Origin of the sequence: Salipiger sp. HF18 (genome assembly GCF_011806505.1) — a bacterium.
GTDB lineage: Bacteria > Pseudomonadota > Alphaproteobacteria > Rhodobacterales > Rhodobacteraceae > Salipiger > Salipiger thiooxidans.
This window is the reverse complement of the sequence record NZ_JAATOS010000928.1, coordinates 1-740: the sequence shown is the minus strand read 5'-3', so window position 1 is coordinate 740 and position 740 is coordinate 1. Positions and strand designations below refer to the sequence as shown.

Genomic DNA, 740 nt, shown 5'->3' with positions numbered 1-740 from the left:
GCGCGCTCACCGAACACGTGGTGCCACTGCTCGCCAGCGGTGCCGTCCGCCCGCCCATCGACTCGACATTTGCCCTCGAAGACGTGGCCCGCGCGCACGCCCGAATGGATGGCGGGGAGCACGTGGGCAAGATCGTCCTTCTCATGAAACCGGAGACCTGAGCCATGACCGTCATGGACCACCCCCCCGCCAACGCCACCGGCGCCCATGTCATGGCTGCGGCGCTTGCCCGCCACGGCGTCACCGAGATCTTCGGGCAGTCGCTGCCCTCGGCTCTGATCCTCGCGGCCCCGCATTACGGCATCCGGCAGGTCGGCTACCGCACCGAGAACGGCGGCGCGGCCATGGCCGACGCCTATGCGCGGATCTCGGGGCGCGTGCCCGTGGTCACCGCCCAGAACGGCCCGGCGGCGACGCTGCTGGTGCCGGGGCTGGCCGAGGCGCTCAAGGCCTCGGTGCCGGTGGTGGCGATCGTGCAGGACGTGCACCGCAAGTTCACCGACAAGAACGCCTTCCAGGAGATGGACCATTTCGCGCTCTTCGGGGGCGTGTCGAAATGGGTGCGCCGGGTGGCGGACGTGGACCGCATCGACGACTACATCGACATGGCCTTCACCGCCGCCGCCTCGGGCCGTCCGGGCCCCGCGGTGCTGCTGGTGCCGCTCGACGTGTTGGACGAACGCCCCGAGCTGGCGGCCGATGCGCCGCGCCGGCAGGCCGACCTCGGGGTCTGGCCGCTC

The 740-nt window shown here is 71.4% G+C and carries 2 protein-coding genes; both read left to right on the top strand.

The features are described from left to right. Positions 1-17: 17 nt before the first annotated feature. Positions 18-161, top strand: a complete 144-nt coding sequence (locus HC022_RS28050; RefSeq protein ID WP_368484913.1) for a zinc-binding dehydrogenase — start codon at positions 18-20, stop codon at positions 159-161. A 3-nt stretch (positions 162-164) separates the two neighbouring features. After that, positions 165-740 (top strand): thiamine pyrophosphate-binding protein (locus HC022_RS28045; RefSeq protein ID WP_254885300.1); only part of this gene is annotated, 576 nt, incomplete at its 3' end.